16 protein-coding genes and 1 pseudogene are annotated in these 20,821 nt (G+C 67.2%); 9 read left to right on the forward strand and 8 right to left on the reverse strand.

The genetic code is table 11. The annotated features are described in order from the left end of the window. Positions 1-52: 52 nt before the first annotated feature. Positions 53-1,219, forward strand: coding sequence for a glycoside hydrolase family 88/105 protein (locus AC1RUS_RS23340; RefSeq protein ID WP_492919011.1), 1,167 nt, complete (start codon positions 53-55; stop codon positions 1,217-1,219). 85 nt (positions 1,220-1,304) lie between these two features. On the opposite strand, the gene AC1RUS_RS23345 is transcribed toward AC1RUS_RS23340, so the two are convergent. Continuing rightward, positions 1,305-2,468 carry a glycoside hydrolase family 88/105 protein gene (locus tag AC1RUS_RS23345; protein ID WP_492919012.1) on the reverse strand — a complete coding sequence of 388 codons (1,164 nt, stop codon included), beginning with the start codon at positions 2,466-2,468 and terminating at the stop codon, positions 1,305-1,307. A gap of 354 nt (positions 2,469-2,822) precedes the next feature. On the opposite strand from AC1RUS_RS23345, the gene AC1RUS_RS23350 reads away from it, so the two are divergent. Then, entirely contained in the window at positions 2,823-4,100 is a 1,278-nt protein-coding gene (locus AC1RUS_RS23350) for an alginate lyase family protein (RefSeq protein WP_492919013.1), read from the forward strand. Positions 4,101-4,473: 373 nt separating this feature from the next. Here AC1RUS_RS23350 and AC1RUS_RS23355 read toward each other — a convergent pair whose 3' ends face one another. Beyond that, on the reverse strand, positions 4,474-5,235 hold the full coding sequence (locus tag AC1RUS_RS23355; RefSeq protein ID WP_492919014.1) for a FadR/GntR family transcriptional regulator: 762 nt from the start codon (positions 5,233-5,235) through the stop codon (positions 4,474-4,476). A gap of 151 nt (positions 5,236-5,386) precedes the next feature. On the opposite strand from AC1RUS_RS23355, the gene manD reads away from it, so the two are divergent. Together manD and AC1RUS_RS23365 are read left to right on the forward strand one after the other, a co-directional pair. Continuing rightward, positions 5,387-6,598, forward strand: a complete 1,212-nt coding sequence (gene manD, locus AC1RUS_RS23360) for a D-mannonate dehydratase ManD (RefSeq protein WP_492919015.1) — start codon at positions 5,387-5,389, stop codon at positions 6,596-6,598. Positions 6,599-6,739: 141 nt separating this feature from the next. Continuing rightward, the gene (locus AC1RUS_RS23365; protein WP_492919016.1) at positions 6,740-8,602 is read left to right on the forward strand and encodes a hypothetical protein; all 1,863 of its coding nucleotides are present in this window, start codon (positions 6,740-6,742) and stop codon (positions 8,600-8,602) included. Between the two features lie 73 nt (positions 8,603-8,675). Here AC1RUS_RS23365 and AC1RUS_RS23370 read toward each other — a convergent pair whose 3' ends face one another. Further along, positions 8,676-8,954: an HU family DNA-binding protein gene (locus tag AC1RUS_RS23370; RefSeq protein ID WP_035046230.1), complete on the reverse strand. Its 279-nt coding sequence runs from the start codon at positions 8,952-8,954 to the stop codon at positions 8,676-8,678. 222 nt (positions 8,955-9,176) lie between these two features. Here AC1RUS_RS23370 and AC1RUS_RS23375 point away from each other — a divergent pair, with 222 nt between their 5' ends. The 3 genes from AC1RUS_RS23375 to AC1RUS_RS23385 all read left to right on the forward strand — a co-directional run bounded on the left by AC1RUS_RS23375 (position 9,177) and on the right by AC1RUS_RS23385 (position 13,110). Continuing rightward, positions 9,177-10,844: an MFS transporter gene (locus AC1RUS_RS23375; RefSeq protein ID WP_492919017.1), complete on the forward strand. Its 1,668-nt coding sequence runs from the start codon at positions 9,177-9,179 to the stop codon at positions 10,842-10,844. 100 nt (positions 10,845-10,944) lie between these two features. Beyond that, a complete protein-coding gene (locus AC1RUS_RS23380; RefSeq protein WP_492919018.1) occupies positions 10,945-11,694 on the forward strand; it encodes a FadR/GntR family transcriptional regulator in 750 nt (249 codons plus the stop codon). A gap of 180 nt (positions 11,695-11,874) precedes the next feature. After that, positions 11,875-13,110, forward strand: coding sequence for an aminotransferase-like domain-containing protein (locus tag AC1RUS_RS23385; protein ID WP_492919019.1), 1,236 nt, complete (start codon positions 11,875-11,877; stop codon positions 13,108-13,110). Here AC1RUS_RS23385 and araD1 read toward each other — a convergent pair. Next, positions 13,107-14,108, reverse strand: a complete 1,002-nt coding sequence (araD1, locus tag AC1RUS_RS23390; protein WP_492919020.1) for an AraD1 family protein — start codon at positions 14,106-14,108, stop codon at positions 13,107-13,109. The genes AC1RUS_RS23385 and araD1 overlap by 4 nt on opposite strands. A gap of 289 nt (positions 14,109-14,397) precedes the next feature. On the opposite strand from araD1, the gene AC1RUS_RS23395 reads away from it, so the two are divergent. Beyond that, positions 14,398-16,200 carry an IlvD/Edd family dehydratase gene (locus AC1RUS_RS23395; protein WP_492919021.1) on the forward strand — a complete coding sequence of 601 codons (1,803 nt, stop codon included), beginning with the start codon at positions 14,398-14,400 and terminating at the stop codon, positions 16,198-16,200. Positions 16,201-16,210: 10 nt separating this feature from the next. Beyond that, positions 16,211-16,303 (forward strand): annotated as a pseudogene (locus tag AC1RUS_RS23400) (hypothetical protein); the annotation flags it as partial. A 26-nt stretch (positions 16,304-16,329) separates the two neighbouring features. On the opposite strand, the gene AC1RUS_RS23405 reads toward AC1RUS_RS23400, so the two are convergent. The 4 genes from AC1RUS_RS23405 to AC1RUS_RS23420 form a co-directional block, all read right to left on the reverse strand. Then, positions 16,330-17,478 (reverse strand): aldose epimerase family protein, encoded by a 1,149-nt coding sequence (locus tag AC1RUS_RS23405; protein ID WP_492919022.1) that lies wholly within the window; start codon positions 17,476-17,478, stop codon positions 16,330-16,332. Between the two features lie 94 nt (positions 17,479-17,572). After that, the gene (opgC, locus tag AC1RUS_RS23410; RefSeq protein WP_492919023.1) at positions 17,573-18,745 is read right to left on the reverse strand and encodes an OpgC domain-containing protein; all 1,173 of its coding nucleotides are present in this window, start codon (positions 18,743-18,745) and stop codon (positions 17,573-17,575) included. A 115-nt stretch (positions 18,746-18,860) separates the two neighbouring features. Then, positions 18,861-19,931 (reverse strand): alginate lyase family protein, encoded by a 1,071-nt coding sequence (locus AC1RUS_RS23415; protein WP_492919024.1) that lies wholly within the window; start codon positions 19,929-19,931, stop codon positions 18,861-18,863. A 130-nt stretch (positions 19,932-20,061) separates the two neighbouring features. Then, the gene (locus tag AC1RUS_RS23420; RefSeq protein WP_492919025.1) at positions 20,062-20,820 is read right to left on the reverse strand and encodes a FadR/GntR family transcriptional regulator; all 759 of its coding nucleotides are present in this window, start codon (positions 20,818-20,820) and stop codon (positions 20,062-20,064) included. Between the last annotated feature and the right edge of the window lies 1 nt (position 20,821).

Below are 20,821 nucleotides of genomic sequence, written 5' to 3' on the forward strand. Positions count from 1 at the left end.
GGCTTGACCAAAGTTCGGCGGCGGCTAGTCATGGCGAAACAGGGAGTGACCGATGACCCGACGCACGCGCGCCGTCTGCCTGGCGATGATCCTGATGGCCGGCGGATCCGTCCTGGCCGCGCCGCCCGTCGAGGCCCGCCCGATCGCCGCCGCCAAGAGGCTCGCGCCCGAACTCGCCTTGGCAGGCAAGGTCGCCGACTGGCAGCTGGCCCACATGGACAGCTTCGACTACGTCACCAGCTTCAGACGCGACACCGAGGCCCCGCGCGACTGGGTGCAGGCGACCTTCTTCATCGGCTTGGCGACGCTGGCCGACGCCACCGATGACCCGCGCCAGGTCAACGCCGTGCTGGCTCATGGCCAGGCGCAGGACTGGGGTTTCGACGGCCGTCCGCGCCATGCCGACGCCGACGCCATCGGCCAGGTCTGGCTGTGGACCGCCGCCCGCTCGGGCGACAAGGCCCAGCTGGAGCCCCTGAAGGCCCGCTTCGACGCCGTGCTGGCCGCGCCGTCGTCGGTGTCGCTGGACTTCGCGCCCAAGCCGCCGACCGGGGGCGATCCTTACTGCCAGGCGCGGTGGTGCTGGAGCGACGCCCTGTTCATGGCCCCGGCGGCGTGGGTGGGTCTCGCCAAGGCGACGGGCGACAGGCGCTATCTGGATCACGCCGACGCTGAGTTCTGGGCGACGACCGACTATCTCTACGACGCCGGCGACCACCTCTATTTCCGCGACAGCCACTTCATCACCCGCCGCGACGCCGACGGCCGCAAGATTTTCTGGGGACGCGGCAACGGCTGGGTTTTCGCGGGGCTGGTCAACATTCTCAAGGTCCTGCCGGCCGACCATCCCAGCCGGCCGCGCTACGAGGCGTTGTTCAAGCAGATGGCCGCCAAGGTCGTGACCCTGCAGGGCGCGCAGGGCTATTGGCCGGTGTCCCTGCTGGAGCCGCAGGAGCATCCGGAAACCAGCGGCACGGGCTTCTTCACCTATGGCCTGGCCTGGGGCGTCAACCAGGGCCTGCTGCCGGCCAAGACCTATCGTCCGGCGGCGCGGAAGGGCTGGGACGCCTTGGCGCGCGCCGTCGGTCCCGACGGCCGGCTGAACTGGGTGCAACAGGTTGGCGCCGCGCCGGACAAGGTGGCTCCGACGGATACACAGCTCTACGGCGTGGGGGCGTTCCTGATGGCGGCGACCGAGGTAGCGAGACTGAAGCGGTAGGGGGCTTATTGAAGCTCTCCCACCTTGTCATCCCGGCTCTCCGCTTAGCTGCGGCCGGGATGACAAACGATTTGGATTAAGCGAGCTATCGCCTGCCTTTGCCCACCTCGGTGGCCGCCAGCAACAGCGCCCCGACCCCATACAACTGCGTGTCCTCCGGCTCGACCTGCTCTGGCGCATAGCCCACCTGCTGCACCCAGGTCAGCTTGCCCTCGGGGGTCACTGAGCGTTCCAGCGCACCCCAGCCCTTGGCCACGGCCGCCGTGTACTTCGCGCCCTTCAGCACGCCGTTGTTGACGCCCCAGGCCAGGCCGTAGGTGAAGAAGGCCGTGCCGCTGGTCTCGGGGTGCGAGTTCTCGGAGGCCAGCAGGGACGGGGCCCAGTAGCCGTCGGGCTTCTGGATCGAGACCAGCTTGGCCGACATCGCCTGGAACAGGGCGACGTAGCGCGGGCGGGAAGGGTGGTCCTTGGGCAGCAGCTTCAGGATGTTGACGATCCCGGCATAGGACCAGCCGTTGCCCCGGCTCCAGAACACCTTGCGGCCCTTGTCGTCGCGGCGGGTCAGATAGCGGCTGTCGCGGAAATAGAGGCTGTTGTCCTTGTCCAGCAGGTAATCGGTGCTGGCCCAGAACTCCTTGTCGGCATAGGCGGCGTAGCGGGCGTCGCCGGTCGCCTTGGTGAGGCCGAACCAGGTCGCCGGCGCCATATAGAGCGCGTCGCTCCAGCACCAGCGGGTCTGGCAGGGCGGCTCGCCGACGCCGTCCTGGAAGTTCAGGTCCTCGTGCGGCGGATCGGCCAGGATGGCGTCGAAGCGGGTCTTCAGGGCGGCGATGCGCGCCGGGTCCCTCTGCTTGCCATAGGCCCACAGCCAGGTCTGGCCGATCACGTGGTCGTCGGCGTGCAGCGGCCGGCGGCCCAATTGCCAGTTCATGGCCACGCCGTGGTCCAGGGCGGCCTTGGCGTATTTCGGATCGCCCGTACGGTCGGCGAAGGCGGTGACGCCGGTATAGAACGCGCCCTGGATCCAGCCCTTCGGATCGATGGTGTTGTTCTTGTACGTGCGGATGTAGTCGAAATTGTCGAGGCGCGAGAGCTGCCAGTCGGCGACCTTGCGGCCCAGCGCCAGGGCCTGGGCCTCGGTCGGCAGGGCGGGAGTTGCTGAGGCGGGCGGGGAGGCGGCCTTGGGCGTCGCGGCGCAGGCCGGGGTCGAGGCCAGGGCGGCGGCGATCAGGATCAGGCTGGCGCGCATGGAAGCTCCCTTTGATCTCGCGACTTATGACGCCGCGTCGAACCTCGTTGCTAAGCGGCTTTGGCAATTGGTCAAGCCGACGGATCGCGAAACCGCGTGCGTTCAACCTGTCAGGCGATTGTTTCGGCCGCGTCCCCGAGCGCTCCGGGTATGTCCAAGGTCGTTTGAAGTGGTTCAAGCCATTGAACGCATGGGAATTTCAATCGACTTTGCAATTGGTAAGGCCAATTGTCTTGCCTGGGCGACCAATTTCGATAAGGTGATCGCATCAGCCCTCATCCCCTGCGGCGCATGATCCGTCTCCGGGCCCGCCGCTCCCTCGTTCGCGGCGGGCTCCTTTTTCCCAAGGCGCCGATGATCCGATCCTCGCTCCGCGTTCTGTTGCTCGCCTCGGCGCTGGGCGTCGGCGGCGTCGCCATGGCCGGAGAACCGCCGGCCATGGCGCCCACCGCTTGCAAGGGCGGCGACGGCTATGCGGCGAGTTTCGAGGGGCGGCGCACCTTCCGCTGGCGGCCCGAGTGGCTGGCGGCCAGCAAGGCCCACCAGACCGACCCGGCCGTCGCGCCGGCCTACAAGGCGCTGATCAGGCGCGCCGACGCGGCGCTGGCGGGGCCGACCTACACCGTCACCGACAAGTCGCGCACGCCGCCCAGCGGCGACAAGCACGACTATATCAGCATGGGTCCCTACTGGTGGCCCGACCCGGCCCAGCCGAACGGCGAGCCCTATGTCCGCCGCGACGGCCAGTTCAATCCCGAGCGCGCCACCAACGCCTTCGACGTCACCGATCTGGACGCCATGAGCGCCGGGGTCGAGGCGCTGTCGCTGGCCTACTACTTCACCGGCGACAGGCGCTACGCCGACAAGGCCGCGCTGCTGCTGAAGGTATGGTTCCTGGACCCGGCCACGCGGATGAACCCCAACGCCAAGTTCGCCCAGGGCGTGCCGGGCCGCACGCTGGGCCGGGCCGAGGGCGTGCTCGACACCTACCGCCTGCTGCGCGTGGTCGAGGGCGTGGGCCTGCTGGGTCCGTCCAAGGCGCTGTCGGCCGCCGACCAGGCGGGCCTGGAGCGGTGGTTCGGCGACTACGCCCAGTGGATGCAGACCAGCCCGACCGGCCAGGAAGAGCGTGCGGCGCTCAATAACCACGGCAACTGGTTCGACTATCAGCTGGCGACCTTCGCGCTGTTCTCGCGCAACGAGGCCCTGGCCCGCGACGTCATCGCCAAGGCCGGCGACCTGCGCATCGCCACCCAGGTCACTCCCGAAGGGGCACTGCCCAAGGAGCTCGAACGCACCCGGGCGCTGCACTACAGCTATTTCGCCATCGAGCCGCTGGTCGGCCTGGCCGACCTGGGCCGCTGCACCGGCCAGGACCTGTGGCGCTACCAGAGCGCCGACGGCCGCAGCCTGCGCAAGACCTTCGATTTCCTGGGCCCCTATGTCGGGCGCGAGGACAGCTTTCCCTACAAGGAGCTGGAGCCAAAAGGCGCCGCCGGCGAGGCCGCGCCGCTGTTTGGCCTGGCGGCCTGGGCGTATGGCGAGCCGTCCTACGCCGCGACGGCCGCGGTCTCGGCCAAGGTCAAGCCGGACGACCTGAGCAACATCCTGATCGCCCCTTACGGGCGCTGACATTCGTCGACCATGCGGGCGATGCGTAACTTTCCCCCGCACCTCCTCCCGAGGTTGACCGACGAAGGGCGACTGGGGCCTTCCCCCAGTCGCCCGCTATCTTTCAAGGTCTGCCTGCGTTGGGTTTGCGCGCCGTGCATATGGCGGCATCCGATCAGGCGTCAGAACTTCAATCCGTCTTTCGCTGAAAAGGGCAGATGGAGAGCGGACGGCCGGCTCAGCAGCGCCCCTCCGTCACGTCGCCTGTCGGCGCCGCGCCACCTCCCCCGTACGCTTCGCTACAGGGGAGGAGGGGGGCCGGCGCTCCGCGACCCTTCCATCACCATCTTAGCTAAAGCGTGAGGCAGCGAACCTGCGCGTGACGACGGGCGCTCTAGACCCGCGAGCGGCGGACCAGTTCGGAGCGGCGGGCCTCGACCTCGCTGCGGGCCTGTTCCAGGGCGTCGATCTCTGTGGCGGTCAGCAGGTTGTCGATCACCCGCCCCAGATGCTCGCGCATGGCGCTGCGGGCGGCCTTGGGGTCGCGGGCCCGCAGGGCCAGCAGAATCTCCTGGTGGTCGTCGATCAGCGGCCGCACGCCTACCTGGCGGGCGCGCTCCAGCATGGCGCGGCACAGCGGCGACTTATAGCGCAGGTCCCAGAGGTTCTCGACCACGGTGACCAGGGCGCTGTTGCGAGTGGCCTGGGCGATGGCGACGTGGAAGCGGCGGTCGGCCAGCTCGCCGTTCACGTTGGCGTCGTTCTCGACGACCATGTCGTCCATGATCGCGGCCAGCTGCGCCAGCTCGGCGTCGGTGATGGTGGTGGCGGCCAGGGCGCAGCTTTCGCCCTCGATCAGGCGGCGGGCCTCGGTGAGTTCGAAGGCGCCGATGTCGAGCTCCGGCGCGGCGATCTCGGCCTGGGGCTTTTCGGTGACGTAGACGCCCGAGCCGTGGCGGGCCTCGACCAGCCCCCGGATCTCCAGGGCGATCATCGCCTCGCGCACCGTGGGGCGGCTGACCTTGTAGTCCTCGGCCAGGTCGCGCTCGGACGGCAGGCGCTGGCCGGGCAGGTGCAGGCCTTCCCGGATCGACTCCGCGATGGCGTTTGCCACCTGCTGATAGAGCTTGCGGGTTTCGGCGGTCGAAGTGGTCATGTGACTCTTTTGCCCCACCGGTCTGACCGGTGCGAGCGGAAAATAGTTCAGTCCGGACCCCAGCGCCACCGCGCAACGGGCTGGCATTGGGCAAACAACCATCCTAAAGTGGTCAGGCCACTATCGTTCAGCTTCAGCCCCGCCAAGGTCCATGCTCAAGATCATCGACGCCAAGGTCATCGTCACCTGTCCCGGCCGCAACTTCGTCACGGTGAAGATCACCACCTCCGACGGCGTGTATGGTATCGGCGACGCCACCCTGAACGGGCGTGAACTGGCCGTGGTCAGCTATCTGCAGGATCACATGCTGCCGTGCCTGATCGGGCGCGACGCGCATCGGATCGAGGACATCTGGCAGTTCTTCTATCGCGGTTCCTACTGGCGCGGCGGGCCGGTGGCCATGACCGCCCTGGCGGCGGTCGACATGGCGCTGTGGGACATCAAGGGCAAGGTCGCGGGCCTGCCGGTCTATCAACTGCTGGGCGGCGCGTGCCGCGAGGGCGTCACCGTCTATGGCCACGCCAATGGCGAGACGATCGACGACACCATCCAGGAAGCCTTGAAATACAAGGCGATGGGCTACAAGGCCATCCGCCTGCAGACCGGCGTGCCGGGCCTGGCCAGCACCTATGGCGTCTCGGGCGACAAGCTGTTCTACGAGCCCGCCGACGCCGACCTGCCCACCGAGAACCTGTGGTCGACGGCCAAATATCTGAGCCACGCGCCCAAGCTGTTCGCCGCCGCGCGCGAGGCTCTGGGCTCGGACGTGCACCTGCTGCACGACGTCCATCACCGCCTGACCCCGATCGAGGCCGCGCGCCTGGGCAAGGACCTGGAGCCCTACCGCCTGTTCTGGCTGGAGGACGCCGTGCCCGCCGAGAACCAGGCCGGCTTCCGCCTGATCCGCCAGCACACCACCACCCCGATCGCGGTGGGCGAGATCTTCAGCCACGTCTGGGACGCCAACATCCTGATCCAGGAGCAACTGATCGACTATCTGCGGGCCACGGTGCTGCACGCCGGCGGCATCACGAATCTGAAGAAAATCGCGGCCTTCGCCGACATGCACCACGTCAGGACCGGCTGCCACGGGGCCACGGACCTGTCGCCGGTGACCATGGCCGCGGCCCTGCATTTCGACCTGTCGATCCCGAACTTCGGCCTGCAGGAATATATGCGCCACACGCCCGAGACCGACGCCGTCTTCCCCCACGCCTACACCTTCGACGACGGCATGCTGCACCCCAACGACACGCCCGGCCTGGGTGTCGACATCGACGAGGAACTGGCCGCCAAATATCCCTACAGGCGCGCTTACCTGCCGGTGAACCGCCTGGAAGACGGGACGATGTTCAACTGGTGAGGTCTCGACGTCGGGTGTCCGGCGCGCAACTGTCTTGACATCTTTCGCGCCGGCGCTAGCAATTGGTCTTACCAAAGCGCCGGCGTTTTTCGTGTCTGACGAGCCGGCCGCGTCCTTTTCCCTCGATGCCGAGTCCCGTTGATGATCACGCGCGCTTCGTCCTCCACGCTCGCGGCGATCCTGCTGCTGTCGGCCGTTCCGGCGCTGGCCCACGCCGACCCGCGCGGCCCGGTACTAGTCACGGCCCCGCCGATGAATCAGACCGTGCGCAACCGGCTCGAGCCGGAGTTGGAGCGCCTGCTGGACGCGCTGCTGGTCCAGGGCCGCGACATGACCCTGGACGGGGTCAAGGTGTTCAGCGCCGACGACAAGTTCCTGCCCGGCAAGGTGGCCATCGGCCTGGCCTATCTGGTGGTCGACACCCCGCGCGACGATCCGAAATTCGCGACCTACCTGACGGGCTTCCGCCGCGTGGCCGACATGACCGTCGACGACACCAACGACACCTGGGGCATGTACTATTACGTCCAGGCGCTGCGGATGCTGCAGCAGGCGGGATTGCTCGAGCAGGCGGTGTCGCCGCAGACCCTGGTCAAGCTGAAGGTCAAGCTGGACTGGCGGCGGTTCGTGCGCACCAACGACCTGACCCTGATCAATCTGCCCAACAACTATTACGGCGTGGCCTTCAGCGTGGCGCGGCTGCGCTACCAGCTGGGCTGGGAAGACGCCACGGCCAGCGAGGCGCTGCTGGAGCAGACGCTGGATCACTATCGGAAATATTCGGGCGAGTACGGCTTCGCCGACGAGACCGACGGGGAAGGTCGGTTCGACCGGTACAGCGTCCTTCTGATCGGCGAGATCAGCCACCGCCTGATCGAGGCCGGCATGCCCGCCACGCCCGAGGTGAAGACTTGGCTGCGCAAGTCGGTCGACCTGATGCTGCCGCGCCTCAACCTGCGCGGCGAAGGCTTCGAATATGGCCGCAGCATCGGGACCTATGGCGAGACGGCCTTCCTGGAGGTGCTGACGGCGGCGGCCAAGCTGGACGTGCTGACGCCGAAGGAAAAGGTCATGGCCTACGCCTTCTCGACGCGGGTCAGCGCCCGCTACGCCGACTTCTGGTACGATCCGAAGATGGGCTCGGTGAACATGTGGGAACATGGCCGCCGCACCGACGGCTATCGTGGCAAGCACCGGATTCTGGGCGAGAATCTCAGCCTGGTCCGCCAGCACCTCTACACCAACGCCATCTGGAACGAGCTCGGTTTCAAGGACAGGGCGCCCGATCCCGGCTATGCGGCGTGGCTGGACGCTCTGCCCAAGCGCACCGTCACCTGGTTCGCCCGGGGCGACCACGACCGGCTGCTGGTGACCCTGCGCGACGGCCGGCGCGTGGTCAGCCTGCCGATCATCAACGGGGGCAGGGGGCAGCACGAGAACTCGCCCTACTACCCGGTCCCCTCGTCGCCGGGGATGCTGCAGGGCGTGGCGGACACGATGTTCCCGCAACTGCTGCCGACCGTGACCCTGGAGGACGGCGCCAGGCTGGCCCCGCTGGCCTACGCCAAGGGTGCGACGGTGACGGGCAAGGGCGCCGTGACGACGGTGACCTACGGCCAGGACCAGGTCGACCGGCTGGGCGACGACGCGCCGATCGCCGACGACCGCCTGAGCGTCCGCACCACCTATGTCTTCGCGCCGGGCAGGATCACCCGCACCGATGTGATCACGGCCAGGACGCCGCTGGCGGTCACAGGGATCGATGTGGATTTCGCGGGCTTCTCGAGCGCGCCGACCACGAAAGGCGGCGAGACCCGCTTCAAGAGCGGGGATGTCACCGCGTTCGCGGCGAAGGGCTACAAGAGCTGCAAGTCGCGGCCGTTGGCCGACGAGAAGGCGTATCGCGCGCCGACCGGGGCGATGACGTCGTTGGTCCAATGCTCCACCGGCCCGATCCGCATGGCGGAGCCCGTGACGCTGAGCTGGACCCTGACCTATCGCTAGCACGTCGCGACAGGTTGAAACAAAAACGGCCGGCGTCTTGGGGATCGCCGGCCGTTTCCGTTAGCCGAAGGGCTTAGCCGTTGACGGCGTCCTTCAGTTGCTTGGCCGGCGTGAACGCGACCTTCTTGGAGGCCGCGATCTCGATGGCGGCGCCTGTGGCCGGGTTGCGGCCGGTGCGGGCCGGCTTGGCCTGAACCTTGAACTTGCCGAAGCCCGGGATCGAGACTTCTTCGCCCTTCACGGCGGCTTCCGTCAGCGACTTGAACACGCCGTCGATGATCGACTTGGCCTGAGCCTTGGTCAGCTTGTCGTCGGCAGCAACGGCGGCGTCGACCAGATCCGAAACGTTCATGATGTTAGCTCATCTCAAGTGGAATCAAGGAGCCATGACCCTGACGAACCGGGAAGGATTTGTCACGTCATCCCAGCAAATACGGGCGTTTCTGGAGCATTTGGGGCATGGATTACCGTCACAAGCCCGATATAACCTGACAAAATGCCGATCCGGCCGGGTCCGAGCCCCCGTGACGCTCAACTCATGCCGTGGTAGCGATAACAAAAACGGGGGAAATGCATGGCAAACGCCGGAAATACGGGCGCAAAAGATGGCGTGGTGGTCGGTCGCAAGGATGCGCTGGTAATCGGGGCGGCCTCGGTGGGCACCGTCTTCGAGTGGTACGACTTCTATCTGTACGGCTCGCTGGCCACCTATATCACCCACCATTTCTTCTCCGGCGTGAACGAAACGACCGGCTATATCTTCGCCCTGCTGGCCTTCGCGGCCGGGTTCGCGGTGCGTCCGTTCGGGGCCCTGGTGTTCGGCCGCCTGGGCGATCTGTGGGGCCGCAAGAACACCTTCCTCGTCACCATGCTGCTGATGGGTTTGTCGACCTTCGTGGTCGGCCTGCTGCCCAGCTATGAGAAGATCGGCATCATCGCGCCCATCGCCCTGGTGGTGATGCGCCTGATCCAGGGCCTGGCCCTGGGCGGCGAATATGGCGGCGCGGCGACCTATGTGGCTGAGCACGCTCCGGCCAACCGGCGCGGCCTCTACACCAGCTTCATCCAGGTGACGGCGACCTTCGGCCTGTTCCTGAGCCTGATCGTCATCCTGGCCGTGCGCAACGCGGTCGGCGAGGACGCCTTCAAGGATTTCGGCTGGCGCATCCCGTTCCTGATCTCGGTGCTGCTCCTGGGCGTGTCGCTGTGGATCCGCCTGCAGCTCTCCGAGAGCCCGTCGTTCCAGAAGATGGTCGACGAGGGCAAGGGCTCCAAGAAGCCGCTGGCCGACAGCTTCGGCAAGTGGGGCAACCTCAAGATCGTCATTCTGGCCCTGGTGGGCCTGACCGCCGGCCAAGCCGTGGTCTGGTACACCGGCCAGTTCTACGCCCTGTTCTTCCTGGAGAAGATGCTGAAGGTCGACGGCGGACTGACCAACGAGCTGGTCGCCATCGCGCTCCTGATCGGCACGCCGTTCTTCGTGTTCTTCGGCTGGCTGTCGGACAAGATCGGCCGCAAGTGGATCATCATGGCCGGCTGCGTTCTGGCCTGCCTGACCTATTTCCCGCTGTTCAAGACCCTGACCACGGCCGCCAACCCGCAACTGGCCGCCGCCGTGGCCTCCGCGCCGGTGACGGTGGTCGCCGACCCGGCCGACTGCTCGTTCCAGTTCGATCCGATCGGCAAGACGGTGTTCAACACCTCCTGCGATCTGGCCAAGTCCTACCTGGCCAAGGCCGGTGTGACCTACGCCAACGCCGCGGCTCCGGCCGGAACGGTGGCGCAGGTGAAGATCGGCCAGACGGTTCTGCCGTCCTTCGCCGGCGACACGCTGGACAAGGCCGCCTTCAAGGATCGCAAGAAGAGCTGGGAAGCCGAGCTGGGCGCGGCCCTGAAGACCGCCGGCTATCCGGCCAAGGCCGACAGCGCCCTGGTCAACAAGCCGCTGGTGATCGGCATACTGGCGATCCTGGTGATCTACGTCACCATGGTCTACGGCCCGATCGCGGCCATGCTGGTCGAGATGTTCCCGACCAATATCCGCTACACCTCGATGAGCCTGCCCTATCACATCGGCAATGGCTGGTTCGGCGGCTTCCTGCCGACCACGGCCTTCGCCATGGTCGCGGCCACGGGCAACATCTATTACGGCCTCTGGTATCCGATCGTGGTCGCGGGCGTGACCGCCGTCATCGGCATCCTGTTCCTGAAGGAAACCAAGGACGTCGATATCGAGGCCTGAGGCGCGGCGAAGGCGGCCGGGCCGTTGCGCCGGCCGCCTTCGCCTGCCAAACACGTCGGGATGACTGACCGTCCCATGGTCGCCCGAGGATCTTGAACGCGTGTCGAAACGAACGAGCGACAGCCTTGCCGAAGGTGACGCCGCGCGCGACGGCCGCTTCTCCATTCGCCTGCACGGCTCGATCGCCCGCGACCTGGGCGTGGCCATCGTCTCGGGCCGCCACGCGCCGGGCCACGTCCTGGCCAACGAGGTCGAGGCCAGCGAACAGCTGAAGGTCTCGCGCAGCGCTTATCGCGAAGCCATCCGCATCCTGGCCGCCAAGGGCCTAGTCGACAGCCGCCCCAAGACCGGCACCCGGGTGACGCCCAAGAGCCACTGGAACCTGCTGGATCCGGAAGTCCTGGCCTGGATCTTCGAGACCGAGCCCAGCGACGAATTCCTCAAGGGCCTGTTCGAGCTGCGGATGATCGTCGAGCCGTCGGCGGCCGCCTTCGCCGCCGATCGCCGCGACGAGGCCCAGCTGGAGCGCATGCGTCAGGCCCTGATCCTGATGCAGCAGCACACCCTGGCCACCGAGCCGGGCAGGGCCGCCGACCGCGACTTCCACGACGCGGTGCTTGAAGCTACCGGCAACGACGCCCTGATCGCGCTCTCCAGCAGCATCGGCGCGGCCGTGCGCTGGACCACGATCTTCAAGCAGCGCAAGGCCGAGCTGGCCCGCGACCCCATGCCTGACCACTGGAAGGTGTTCGACGCCATCGTCGCCCAACGGCCGATCGAGGCCCGACAGGCCATGGAACGCCTGGTCGGCCTGGCGCTGGACGACACCCGCGCGGCGCTGGACCGTTAGGCCTGGGCGCGCTAGGACTTAGCCATGATCACGACCGAACGCGGTCGGCGTCGCTTCTGGCTCCGCCGCACCCTGGGCCCGACCTGCTCTGTATGAAGCTCCTGACCTGATCAGGCGAGACGCCGCGCGTGCGGCTCATGGACGGCTGAGGCCGTCGGCGAAACATACGGAACTTTCTTCATGACGACCTCGACTCCCGCCCAGGACGCGCCCGATTGGGCCGCGCGTTTCAGCGAGCGCATGACCCGCGTCCGCGCCAGCGAGATCCGCGAACTGCTCAAGCTGCTGGACCAGCCCGACATCCTGTCGTTCGCGGGCGGCATCCCCAATCCGGCGCTGTTTCCGGCCGACCGGATCCAGGCGGGCTACGACGCCATCCTGGCCGACCCGAAGCTGGCGGCTCAGGCGCTGCAATACTCGGTCAGCGAGGGCTACCTGCCGCTGCGCCAGTGGATCGCCGAGCGCATGACCCGCGACGGGATGCCGTGCGAGCCGCACAACATCATGCTGACCGCCGGCTCACAGCAGGCTCTGGACCTGCTGGGCAAGCTGTTCCTGACCCGGGGTGACACGGTCATGGTGGCCCGCCCGACCTATCTGGGGGCGCTGCAGGCTTTCAACGGCTATGAGCCGACCTATCTCGACCTGCCCGAAGGCGCGCTGGCCAAGGGCGTCGATGAAGCCTTCGAGGATCGCGCGCGCGGGTCGCTGGGCTATTTCGTGCCCGACTTCGCCAACCCCACTGGCGAGAGTCTGACCCTGGCCGACCGCGAGGCCCTGCTGGCCATGGTCCAGCGGCTGGACATGACCCTGATCGAGGACGCGGCCTATCGAGAACTGCGGTTCACGGGCGAGGCGTTGCCGACCCTGCTGGCGCTGGACATCGAACGGTCCGGCTCGATCGACGCCGCGCGGACCCTCTTCTGCGGCACCTTCTCCAAGACCGTCTCGCCGGCCCTGCGCATCGGCTGGGTGTGCGGCCCCAAGGCCGTCATGGAGAAACTGGTCCTGCTCAAGCAGGGCGCGGACCTTCACGTCTCGACGATCAACCAGATGGTCGCCCACCGCGCCGTGGCCGAGGGCTACGACCAGCACCTGGGCATGCTGCGCGGAGCCTATGGCGCCAACGCCCGGGTCATCCTGGCGGCACTGGACAAGCACATGCCGCCCGGCGTGACCTGGTCGTCGCCCGAAGGCGGCATGTTCGTCTGGGTGTGGCTGCCCGAGGGCATGGACGGCGCGGCCTTGCTGGAGCGCGCCCTGGAAGAGGAACGGGTGGCCTTCGTGCCCGGCGGGCCGTTCTTCGCCGAGGTCCAGACGACCAACGCCCTGCGCCTCAGCTATTCGCTGCCGTCGCAGGACGAGATCGAGGACGGCGTGGCGCGCCTCGCGCGCCTGATCGCGCGGACGGCCTAGAGGCTCTTCACCTCGACCAACCGCCCGCTGTCCTTGGCCAGAGCCAGGCTGTTGCGCAGCGGATAGTGGAACGGCGCGGCTTCGATCTCGAAGACGTCGCCGTCCTGGGTCTTGATCCCCTCGCTGAACGACAGGGTGGCGGTGCCGAAGAAATGGACGTGCACGTCGCCCGGGCGGCGGAACAGGTCGTACTTGAAGTGGTGATGCTCCAGGTTGGCGATGGTGTGGCTCATATTGGCCTCGCCCGACAGGAACGGCTTTTCCCACAGCACCGCGCCGTCGCGCAGGATCCGGCTGGCGCCGCGCACGTCGGCGGGCAGCGGGCCCGTCAGTAGTTCGGGGCCCAGGGCCGCGTTGCGCAGCTTGGAGTGGGCCAGCCACAGATAGTTGCCGCGCTCGATGACGTGGTCGGAGAACTCGTTGGCCAGGCAGAAGCCCAGGCGATGGGGCGTTCCGTCCGGACCGATCAGATAGACGCCGGCGATCTCGGGCTCCTCGCCGCCGTCTAGGGCGAAGGCGGGCGAGGGCAGGGGCTGTCCCGAGGCGACCACGCAGTCGCCGTCGCCCTTGTAGAACCATTCGGGCTGCACGCCGGTCTCGCCGGCCGCGGGCTTGCCGCCCTCGACGCCCATCAGGAACATCCGCATCGAGTCGGTGGGTTTGTCGGCGGCCTGGGCGGCCTTGTGCATCTTGTCGCGACCCTCGGCCGAACCGAGGTGCGTGAGGCCGGTGCCTGACAGCACCAGATGGGCGGGGTCGACATGGTCGATCGGCGCCAGCAGGCGGCCGGCGGCCATGGCGGCGGGCAGGTCGATCTCGTCGCCCAGCGGTTGGGACTGGGCGCTCTCGGCCAGGGTGCAGCCGGCCTTCAGCGCCGCCTGGGCCAGGTCGTATAGGGTGTCGGTGGTCGCCACGCGTCGGGCCAGGCCCGCATCGTTGACCCCGGCCAGCACGCGCTCGCCGTCTTCGCCGAGCAGTTGAACGAACCGCATCACCATGGCCTAGCCTTCCGCTTGCGAACCACCCGCATTCAGTCGGACAAATATCGCGTGGCCTTCACCTGTCAAACCAAAACTCGGACAATTGAAATGCGTCCGCCCTTTCGAACCCGCGCCGCGATTCGCAGGAATTCCAATCGGCTAAGCTGACAAAGGCTTTGCGAGTAGGGCTTAGGTCGTGAGTAACCAAAAACTCAGACAAGACGAGATTTGTAGTAGCAATGGAGCCGGCGCCCCTCTAATTTTGCCGTGACAAATCCTTCCTCCAGGTTCCGAGCTTCAGATCGCCATGACGTCGTCCGCCGTTCCGCCCCGCGCCCTCCGGTCCCGCGCCTGGTTCGACAATCCCGACAATGTCGACATGACCGCGCTCTATCTGGAGCGCTATCTGAACTACGGCCTGTCGCTGGAGGAACTGCAGTCGGGCAAGCCGATCATCGGCATCGCCCAGACCGGCTCGGACCTGTCGCCGTGCAACCGCCACCACCTGGTGCTGGCCGAGCGGCTGCGCGAAGGCATCCGCACCGCCGGCGGCATCGCGCTGGAGTTTCCGGTCCACCCGATCCAGGAGACGGGCAAGCGGCCGACCGCCGGCCTGGACCGCAACCTCTCTTATCTGGGTCTGGTCGAGACGCTGTACGGCTATCCGATCGACGGCGTGGTGCTGACCATCGGCTGCGACAAGACCACGCCCGCCTGCCTGATGGCCGCCGCCACGGTGAACATCCCGGCCATCGCCCTGTCGGTCGGCCCGATGCTGAACGGCTGGCACAAGGGCGAGCGCACCGGCTCGGGCACCATCGTCTGGAAGGCTCGCGAGCTGCTGGCGGCCGGCGAGATCGACAAGGCCGGCTTCATCAAGCTGGTGGCCAGCTCGGCCCCCTCGACCGGCTATTGCAACACCATGGGCACTGCCACGACCATGAACTCGCTGACCGAGGCGCTGGGCATGTCGCTGCCCGGCTCGGCGGCCATTCCCGCGCCGTATCGCGACCGGCAGCAGAACGCCTACGAGACCGGCCTGCGCATCGTCGAGATGGTGGCCGAGGACCTCAAGCCGTCGGACATCCTGACCCGCGAGGCGTTCCTGAACGCCATCGTCGTCAACTCGGCCATCGGCGGCTCGACCAACGCTCCGATCCATCTGAACGCCCTGGCCCGCCACATCGGCGCGGACCTGGCCCTGGACGACTGGCAGACCCATGGCGAGGAAGTGCCGCTGCTGGTCAACCTGCAGCCCGCCGGCGAATATCTGGGCGAGGACTATTACCGCGCTGGCGGCGTGCCGGCCGTGGTCGGCCAGCTGATCGGCCAGGGGCTGATCCACGAGGACGTGAAGACCGTCTCGGGCAAGACCATCGGGGAGCAGTATCGCGGCGTGCAGATCGAGGACGAGGCGGTGATCCGTCCGTTCGACAAGCCGCTGGTCGAGCGCGCCGGTTTCGTGGTCATGCGCGGCAACCTGTTCAACTCGGCGATCATGAAGACCAGCGTGATCTCCAAGGAGTTCCGTGACCGCTACCTGTCCAACCCCGACGACCCCGAGGCCTTCGAAGGCGACGCGGTGGTGTTCGACGGACCCGAGGACTACCACCATCGGATCGACGATCCGTCGGTGGGCATCACCGTCAATTCGATCCTGTTCATGCGCGGCGCTGGGCCCATCGGCTATCCGGGCGCGGCCGAGGTCGTGAACATGCGCGCGCCGGACTACCTGTTGAAGCAGGGCGTCCATCAGCTGCCGTGCCTGGGCGACGGGCGTCAGTCGGGCACGTCGGGCTCGCCGTCGATCCTCAACGCTTCGCCGGAAGCGGCCGCCGGTGGCGGCCTGGCCCTGCTGAAGACGGGCGACCGGGTGCGGATCGACCTGCGCAAGTCGCGGGTCGACGTGCAGATAACGCCGCTGGAGATCTCCGAGCGCCGCAAGGCCCTGGAAGCAGCGGGCGGCTATGCCTATCCGGAAAGCCAGACGCCGTGGCAGGAGATCCAGCGCTCGGTCGTGGGCCAGATGGAAACCGGCGCGGTGCTGGAGCCGGCCGTGAAATACCAGCGCATCGCCCAGACCAAGGGCCTGCCGCGCGACAACCACTAGGCCTTGCGGGGTCCTCGTCCTTCGACAAGCTCAGGATGAGGACCATTCAAACGCTAGGGCCTTCAGTCGAAAACCTCATCCTGAGCTTGTCGAAGGACGAGGTTTTCGTTTTCCCAGACGGCCTGACGCCTACTTCTGCGTCGTCAGTCGGAACACCATCACGTTGCGATAGGTCTTGCCAGGGTCGAGCCGAACCGAGGCGAACTGCGGCTTGTTAGGCGCGTCCGGGAAGTGCTGGGGCTCCAGCGCGATGCCGTCGCCCTGGCGATAGATCTTGCCGGCCTTGCCCGAGGTGGTGCCGTCGATGAAGTTGCCGGCGTAGAACTGGATGCCCGGCTCGGCGGTCAGGATCTCCAGCACCCGGCCGCTCTTGGGATCGGCCAGCCGCGCGCCCAGGCGCAGGGCGCCGCCCGAGGCGCCGTTCAGCACGTAGTTATGGTCATAGCCGCGCCCGACGACGATCTGCGGATCGCTGGCGTCGCGGATGCGCTCGCCCACGGCGCGGGGCGCTCGGAAGTCGAAGGCGGTGCCGGCGACCTTGGTGGTCTCGCCCGTCGGGATCAGCTCGGCGTCGACCGGGCTGTAGCCGTCGGCGGGGATGGTCAGGACATTGCCCATGGCGCCGTCCGCCGAGCCTTCGCCGGCCAGGTTGAACAGGGCGTGGTTGCTCATGTTGACGATGGTCGGCTTGTCGGTCGTCGCGCTGTAGGTGACCGTCAGCTGGTTCTGCTCGTCCAGGGCATAGGTGGCCGTGGCGCTGAGATTGCCGGGATAGCCTTCGTCGCCGTCAGGGCTGAGATAGCTGAGCGTGACCGAGGCGACCGGGCCCTTCTTCACCTCCACGACCTTCCAGATCACCTTGTCGAAACCCTTGACCCCGCCGTGCAGGGCCGCGACGCCGTTGTTGTTGAGGGCCAGCTGGTAGGTCTTGCCGTCCAGCGCAAAGCGGCCCTTGCCGATGCGGTTGGCGAAGCGGCCGACCGTGCCGCCGAAATAGCTGGCGTTCTTCACATAGGCGGCGGCGTCGCCATAGCCGAGAGCGATGTCGGCGGTCTTGCCGGTCCGGTCGGGCGCGATCAGCGACTGCAGGGTGGCGCCGTAGGTGATCACCGTGGCGCTGACGCCGTGGCCATTGGTCAGGGTGATGGCCTCGACCTCGGCGCCGTCGGGCGTCTTGCCGAACGATGCGCGGACGTAGTCGGCGGCCATCGCCGAGACGGGCAGGGCGGCGCCGAGCAGCAGGGCGGCGGCCAGGGCGGCGCGGTGACGGTGAGCCATGATGTTTCCTCTCGCAGGGCGCTCGCGCGCCGGCCGACGTCTTCGGCTTCTGTGATCGGATATACTCCGACAATTGGAGGCGGTGCAACGCCGGCTAGGCCACCATGCGATCCGAGCTCGCGCCGGCCGTCGTCAGCGGGGCAGGCCAACGAGTCCTGGGGCGCTTGCGCTCTGGGGGCAGCAGGTCGGCGATGGCGATCATCCCGGCCAAGCCCAGCACGATCAGGGCGATCTCGGTGGCGACCGCCTGGGGCGATCCGGCCCCGTGGCGCAGGTTGAACAGATTGACCACCTCGTTGGCCATCACCGCTGCGACCGCCCCGAAGGTGAAGACGCGCAGCGAGTTCTGGCCCAGGCGGACCAGCAGGTTGTCGGCGGCCACGCGGTGAACCAGGCGCAGCACCGGCGCCTGGGGATGGGCCATGAACAGATAGGCCATGGCGAGCAGGTGCAGGATCCGCACCGGCGACTCGTAGCGCTTGCTGACGCCCAGCCAGAAGGTGTCGTTGCTGGTCGCCGCCCAGGCCTGGGCCTCGGCCGAGCCAGGCAACGCGTAGAGCATGACGAAATAGCTCGCCACCACGCCTAGGGCGGCGGCCGTCAGCAGGGATGACTTCGGAACGGCCACGCCCTGACGGATCGCGGCGCCCAAGGCCACGCCGCAGGCGAACACCAGGGTCCAGGGCAGGATGGTCAGGTTCAGGCGATCACCGGTCAGGCTGTTGTGGGCGATCCAGCCGAACTGTCCGGCCAAAGCCCAGATGGCCAGGGCCGGCGGCAGGGGCAGCCACCAGCGCTTGGCCGCCAGCCAGAGCAAGGCCGGCGCGATTAGCATCAGCGCCACATAGAGCCGCAGCACCACCGAGAAGCCGACCGATTGCTTCAGCGCCAGAACGTTCAGCAGCACGGTCGGTGCGCCGCGATCGGCGAAGACCTGGATCATGTGCGCGTTGAGCATGACTCGGGGCCCGACGAAATTGGCCACGATGCACAGACCGATCAGCGTCAGGGCCACCAGCGCCAAGTGATACTTGTAGAGCTTGGCGGCTCGCGACCACAGCCGCGCCACGGCGGCGGGCGGGCTGAGGTCGCCATACGCGAGGAAGGTCGACAGGCCGGCAAGCAGGACGAACAACTCTGCGCTGTCGGAAAACCCGAAGTTTGACGGTGACACGCGGTGCAGCACGCCGGTGTCGACGTGATTGACGAAGATGTTGACGAGGCAATAGCCGCGAATGGCGTCGATGGCGTGCAGGCGCGTCTTCATCGGGCGGCTCACTCGTCGCAAGGTTGCGGCAAGAATTTTGCAGCCCAAGGGAAATGTTTCGTGAAGATTGCGACGGATTGTCGCGTTTTACGTGTGTGCGCCTTTTGCGTGTGGCTTAGGGGCGTGCGGCCCCCAGCAGCTGAATCCACGGCGGAACGGCCTTGCCGGTCTTGGCGATCACTGTGTCGCGCACCGAGGCGTAACGCGGATCGAGCTGGGCGGCGAGGGCGAAGGTCTGCACGCCGTTGGCGGTGTCCCACGCGTGGGGCGCATATTCCTTCTGACCCGAGGCCGCGCGGTCGCGGTCGAACTGGATCTTCGAGTTGACGAACTCCTGGTGGACCTTCTCGCCGCGCGCATAGGGCGCGAGCCAGTCCAGGGCCAGCGGCAGGCTGGAGCCCTTGGCGCTCTTGCGGCCAAACCAGTCCTGGCCATGCGCCTTGGCGGTCAGGGCGGCCATCATCAGCGGGTCGAGATCGTAGGTGACGTAGTGCAGCGCGTCGCGCTCGTGGAAGTCGAACACCGTGCCGTCGGGATTGATGTTCTCGGCGACTTGGCGGTCATAGGCGCCCTGGGCGCGCTGGATCAGGGTGGCGTCGCCGGACTGGAACGCGGCCATGGTCGCTAGCTTGACGCGGTGGCTCTGCCAGTTGGTGAAGGCCTTGTCGCGCGGCTTGTCCATGGCGTCGAGATAGCCCGTGGCCAGGGCGCGCGAGAGCTTCAGGGTCTTGGCGCGGGCCTCGGGCGACAGCTCGGCGCAGACCAGGTCGCAGGTCATGATCACCTGGTCGAAATGGGTCTCGTCGATCGGGTTGAGCGACACCTTGTAGACATCGGCCCAGGCGACCAGGAACCGCTCGGCCGAGGCCAGGTAGCGCTTGTCGCCGGTCATCCGGTAGGCCAGGGCCTGGTTGAACATCAGCGGCAGGTCTTCGCGGGCCTTGGTGCTCTCCTCGCGAATGCCCTTGCCGGGAAGGGTGCCTTCGGTGTGGACGACGGGCAGGGGGCCGGGAACGCGGTCGAGGCCGGCGTTGGCGCGGCGCACGATGTCGGCGGCGGCCGGCTGGCTCGCCAGCTTGGGCAGGGCCTTCGAGAACGAGGCGTCCAGCAAGGCGAAGTCTTCGGCTTGAGCCGAGGCGGTCAGGGCCAAGGCGAATGCCGCGCCGGCCAGCAGGGACTTCATCATCGAGTTCCGATCCATCGCGACGCCGCGAGTTTCAGAACTCTCCGGCCTCCCCAGTTGACGCTTCAGCGCCTTGAGAAGGTTATCTGGCCAATTTTGCGCGAGGTCAAGAAATTGGTATGACCAAATCCGCCTAGAGCAGAGAGCGTCGCGCCAGCTCGTCACGCTGCGCCGACAGGCGGGCCTGGGTTTCTTCCAACGCATCGGCTTCGGTAACGGCCAGCAGGTTGGCGATCACCTGGTTGAGGTGTTCGCGCATCGCGTTGCGGGCGGCGACGGGGTCGCGAGCCTTCAGGGCGTCGAAGATGCCCTTGTGGTCGTCGATCAGCGGTCGGGCGCGAACCTGGCTGGCGCGATCCAGCATGTTGCGGGCGGCGGGCTTGTAGCGCAGGTCCCACAGGTTCTCGACCATGGCCACCATGGCGTTGTTGCGCGTGGCGCGGGCGATGGCGACGTGGAAGCGGCGGTCGGCTAGGTCGACCAGCGCGCCCAACTCGTGCTCCTCGGCCATGTCCTGCAGGATCACCGCCAACTCCTCGACCTCTTCGTCGCGGATGCCCGTTGCGGCCAAAGCGCAGGCGTGACCCTCGATCAGGGCGCGGGCCTCCATCAGCTCGAACGGACCGATGTCCAGCTCCGGCGGGACCGCTTCGGGGCGCGGGGCCTCGGTGACATAGATGCCGGCGCCCTGCTTGGCCTCGACCAGGCCGCGGGCCTCCAGGATGATCATCGCCTCGCGGATCGTCGGGCGGCTGACCTTGAACATCTCGGCCAGGTCGCGCTCGGACGGCAGGCGTCGGCCTTGCGGATAGCGGCCGTCGCGGATGGAGACGGCGATCTCGTTGGCGATCTGCTGGCGGAGATTGCGTGGGTCGGACGTCAAGGCGTTCATG

Source organism: Caulobacter sp. GW821-FHT10F06 (genome assembly GCF_058809215.1).